The organism is Fretibacterium fastidiosum (assembly GCF_000210715.1).
GTDB lineage: Bacteria > Synergistota > Synergistia > Synergistales > Aminobacteriaceae > Fretibacterium > Fretibacterium fastidiosum.
This window is the reverse complement of sequence record NC_021038.1, coordinates 2,248,537-2,252,478: the sequence shown is the minus strand read 5'-3', so window position 1 is coordinate 2,252,478 and position 3,942 is coordinate 2,248,537. Positions and strand designations below refer to the sequence as shown.

General features: G+C 65.3%; 3 protein-coding genes. All 3 read right to left on the bottom strand.

Annotated elements, in window-relative coordinates:
- The coding region (locus SY1_RS10140; protein WP_341524007.1) for an ABC transporter permease subunit at nt 1-1,475 on the bottom strand (1,475 nt) is incomplete at its 3' end.
- Complete coding sequence (locus SY1_RS10135) at nt 1,472-2,368, bottom strand: branched-chain amino acid ABC transporter permease (protein WP_208873699.1); 897 nt, start codon at nt 2,366-2,368, stop codon at nt 1,472-1,474. The genes SY1_RS10140 and SY1_RS10135, both read right to left, overlap by 4 nt.
- 112 nt (nt 2,369-2,480) lie before the next feature.
- On the bottom strand, nt 2,481-3,623 hold the full coding sequence (locus SY1_RS10130) for an ABC transporter substrate-binding protein (protein WP_015556964.1): 1,143 nt from the start codon (nt 3,621-3,623) through the stop codon (nt 2,481-2,483).
- Nucleotides 3,624-3,942 lie beyond the last annotated feature (319 nt).

The following is a 3,942-nucleotide window of genomic DNA, read 5'->3' as shown; positions in this document are numbered from 1 at the left end:
GTGAAGACGAAGGGCAGGAGCGACATCCACCAGTAGGTCCTTCGCCGCACCCAGGCCCCCACCATGACGTTCTGCAGCGCCGTCTCGTTCGCAAAGAGGCGGATGTTCTGGAACGTCCGGGAGATGCCCTCGCGGCAGACCTTGTGAGGGGGCCGGCCCGTGATGTCCCGCCCCATGAAGCGGACCGATCCGGACGCCGGCCTGTAGAAGCCGCTGATGGCGTTGAAGGCGGAGGTCTTGCCCGCGCCGTTCGGCCCGATGAGCCCCGCGATGGCTCCCTCCTCCACGTCCAGGGAGAGGCCGTCCACCGCCGTCAGCCCCCCGAAGCGCAGGGTGAGGTCCCGCACCTCCAGCAGGGGGCCGCCCTTCGGCAGGGGCGCGGGGGCCCGGTAGGTCAGGGCGAAGCTCCCGCCGGCCCCCTCCGCTTCCTTCCGGCGCCTCCGGGGGAAGAACCAGCTCCAGCTGAACTCGCGCATCCCCATGATCCCCTCGCGGCGGAAGATAATGACCGCAATGAGGAGGATCGAGAAGATCACCATGCGCATTCCGGGGATGCCGGGGATGTGCAGCGAGCCGACGACGATGGGGTTCTCGACGAAGCGAAGCCACTCCAGCATCACGGTGACAAGCGCCGCGCCCACGATGGAGCCCGTGACGGACCCCAGCCCGCCGATGACGACGATCATCAGGACGTTGTAGGTCTGCGTGATCATGAACATGCGCGGGTCGATGGTCGTGATGAGGTTCCCCATCAGCGCGCCGCCCAGGCCGGCGCCAAAGCAGCCCAGCGTGAAGGCCAGCACCCGCATCCGGAACGTGTTGATGCCCATCATGCGCGCGGCCGCCTCGTCGTCGCGCACGGCCCGCATGGCGCCTCCCGTGCCGCTGTTCAGCATGGAAACGGTGCAGACCAGCACCGCCGCCAGGCAGCCCCAGCTCATCCAGAGCGTCGTGTGGGGCGGGATGCCCTTCAGGCCCAGGGAGCCGTTCGTCAGCGGCGTGAGGTTCGTGATGAGGATGCGGATGATCTCGGCAAAGCCCAGCGTGGCGATGCCGAGGTAGTCTCCGCCGAGGGACAGGACCGGCAGGGCCACCAGCCAGCCGAAGAAGGCCGCCGCCAGCCCTGCGGCGAGGATGGAGAGCAGGAAGGGGGCGTTCACGTTCAGGAGCCACGGGAGGATGGGGTCCAATATCCACATGGCCTGCTTCTGGGCCGCGGGCAGGATCAGGATGGCGGAGACGTAGGCGCCGATGGCCATGAAGCCCGCATGTCCCAGGGAGAACATGCCCGTGACGCCGTAGACGAGGTTCAGGCTCAGGCCCAGGATGCCGTTGACGGCGACGAGGTTCAGGATACGGACCCAGTAGCCGTTCAGGAAGGAAGGGGCCTCGTTCAGGAACCAGGCGAACAGACAGACGGCGGCGATGGTGAGGCACCGGCTGCAAATATTCCGGTTGATGTCCCCTCGTGTCATATCTTGTCCTCCATTTTCTCGCCCAGAAGCCCCGTGGGGCAGAACAGCAGGATGAGGATCAGGATCAGGAAGGCGAAGGCGTCCTTGTAGCCCGAAACCACCGGAAAGAAGGCCACGAACATGATCTCCACGAACCCCAGGAGGAGGCCGCCGATCATGGCGCCCGGCACGGAGCCGATGCCGCCCAGCACCGCAGCGATGAAGGCCTTGATGCCCGGCGTCATGCCCATGAAGGGCTCCACCCGCGGATAGCGCAACGCCCACAGGATGCCCGCCACGGCCGCGAGGGCGGAGCCGATGCCGAAGGCCAGGGCGATGATGCGATTCACCGAGACGCCCATCATGCGCGTCGCCTCGATGTCGAAGGAGATGGCGCGCATGGCGAGGCCCGGCTTCGTCCGGTAAATAACCCAAACGAGAAGGGCGACCAGCAGGAAGGAGATGGCGGGGACGACCAGCCCCAGCGGGATGAGGCGCACGCCGCCGCCCACCAGGATGGGCTTCATCAGGAGCGGGGGCTGCACCACGGGGCGCGGCATTCCGGTGAAGACGACGACGGCGAAGTTCTCGATGAAGAAGGAGACGCCGATGGCGCTGATGAGCGCGGAGATGCGCGGCGCGCGGCGCAGCGGGCGGTAGGCGATGCGGTCCACCAGAAGCCCGCAGGCCGTCGTGCCGGCGACGGCGAGGGCGACGCCCAGGACCCACGGGAGCCTGTAGACGATGGTCGCAAAGTACACGAAATAGGCCCCCAGCATGAAGATGTCGCCGTGGGCGAAGTTGATGAGGCGCAGGATGCCGTAGACCATCGTGTAGCCCACCGCGATCAGCCCATAGAGCGAACCAAGGCTCAGGGCGTTGACGAAATGCTGGACGAAGATGTTGAGAGTCAAGCCATTACCTCCCTGCATTCCGAAAAATTCAAAAAAGGGGGAAGGGCCTGCGCAGGCCCCTCCCCCGTCCTGTCGCTCCCAAGCGGAGGGCGTGCCAAAGCGCTCCGGAGCGTTAAATCTCCGGCTTCACCAGGCCGAGGAAGGTCTTCTTTCCGTTCCGAATCTCGACGATCCCCATCTCCTTCTCCGCGTCGTGGGTGGCGTTGATCGTGGTCATCCCCGTGACGGTCGGCAGGTCCTTCGTCCCCTCCAGGGCGTCGCGAATCTTCTCCGGCTCGGCGCTCCCCGCGCGCGCGATGGCGTCCGCCAGCATGACGTAGCAGTCGTAGCCCAGGGCGCAGTTCACGTTCGGGGCCTTGTCCGGGTGCTCCTTGTTCCACTCCGCGGTGAACTGAGCCGCCACGGGGTTCATGTTCTCCATCGAGGGGTCGTAGGCAAAGGTGGTGTGCAGGAAGCCTTCCACCGCGTCGCCGCCCAGCGTGACGATCTCCGGGTTGTCCATGGCGTCCGCGCCGATGAAGCGGAACTCCGCCCCCAGCTCCCGCGCCTGCTTCAGGACGATGGCTCCCTCCGCGAAATAGGCGGGGAGGAAGACGATGTCCGGCTTCTTGCTGATCAGCTCCGTCAGCTGCGCCGTGAAGTCCTGGTCGCCGGACTGATACTTCAGCTCCGCCACGATCTCGCCGCCCATCTTCTCGTAGGCCTGTTTGAAGAAGGCGCCGAGGCCGACGCTGTAGTCGTTGGTGACGTCCACCAGCGTCGCCGCCCTCTTGAAGTCGAGGTTCTTGAAGGCGTAGGTCGCTGCGCCGGCGCCCTGGAACGGGTCGATGAAGCAGGCACGGAAGTAGTACCGCTTGCCCTGCGTCACCAGCGGGTTGGTGCAGGAGGTACCGATCACGGGGACCCCCGCCTTCTCCGCCACCTCGCCGCCCGCCATGGCCAGCGAGGACCCGTAGGTGCCGATGATGGCGTTGACCTTGTCGTTCTCGATGAGGCGCGTGACGGCGTTGGCCGCCTCCACCTTGTCGGACTTGTTGTCCACCACGACGAGCTCCACCTTCCTGCCGAGGATCTCAGGGTTCAGCTTGTGGGCCAGCTGCGTGCCCTCGAGCTCCAGCTGCCCGCCGAAGGCGTTCTGCCCCGTCAGACAGTTGAAGACCCCGATCCGGATGACGTCGTCCGCTCCCATGGACGCGCCGGCGATCGTCAGCGCCAGGGCCAACGCCAGCAGCAGAGCCGTGAAAACCTTACGCATCGCACATCACTCCTTCCCCGATTTTCCCCATGGCAGCCGCCCCGGGGCAAAAAATTTCCGCTTAATAGACTATTTAAAATGTTATTCTACCCCATCTGCTCACGGTACGCAACGGGGGCGCCGCTGCCCGAAGCCGCAGCTGCGACAGTTTTATTAAGCTCAAGCCCATCGTCGCAGAAGTTATACCAATTTGCGTCTAAAGGGCAAGAAAGGCCCCCTGCAAGGGGGGCTGGCGAGCCCCGGAGGGGCGAGACTGAGGGGTTGTTTTGGGGCGTGAAAAGCAACCCCTCCGGTTCGCTAGCGCGAACCACCTCCCCTT